The sequence below is a fragment of the Pseudomonas sp. P1_A1 genome, from assembly GCF_056406935.1.
In genome coordinates this window covers 1-535 of record NZ_JBFTZE010000057.1, presented here as the reverse complement: position 1 = coordinate 535, position 535 = coordinate 1, and the positions used below count along the sequence as shown (strand labels likewise).

General features: G+C 42.2%; 1 protein-coding gene. It reads left to right on the top strand.

Features of this window, described 5'->3' with window-relative positions; genetic code table 11:
• Positions 1–29 precede the first annotated feature (29 nt).
• Positions 30–535 (top strand): arginine--tRNA ligase domain-containing protein (gene argS, locus AC1D2Q_RS29560; protein WP_477815554.1); only part of this gene is annotated, 506 nt, incomplete at its 3' end.

Below are 535 nucleotides of genomic sequence, written 5' to 3'. Positions count from 1 at the left end.
CCGCCCAGTTAAAGTATAATGATTTCCACATGGATAGGTCTATTTATGTGGTGGGTAACGAACAGGATTATCACTTTAAAGTACTATTCCTGATACTTCATAAACTGGGTAAGGCAGGTGCTAATGGCTTGTTCCATTTATCATACGGGATGGTTGATTTGCCATCGGGGAAAATGAAATCCCGTGAGGGAACGGTAGTTGATGCCGATGACCTGATGGACGAATTGGAGACTACGGCAAAAGTGCATACGGAGGCCATGGGTAAGGTAGACGCGTTTTCTGAAGAAGACAAGCTTGCTTTATACAATACCATTGGTATGGGAGCGCTTAAATATTTCTTACTTAAAGTTGATCCTAAAAAAAGGTTGCTGTTTGATCCTAATGAATCGGTAGATTTTCAGGGGCATACGGGGCCATTTATTCAATATACCCACGCCCGGATTAAATCGGTACTGAGCAGGGCAGCATATCAGCCAAATAAAAATATTGAAATAACAGAACTGGCCGGGGTAGAACGTGATGTGATTGTGTTACT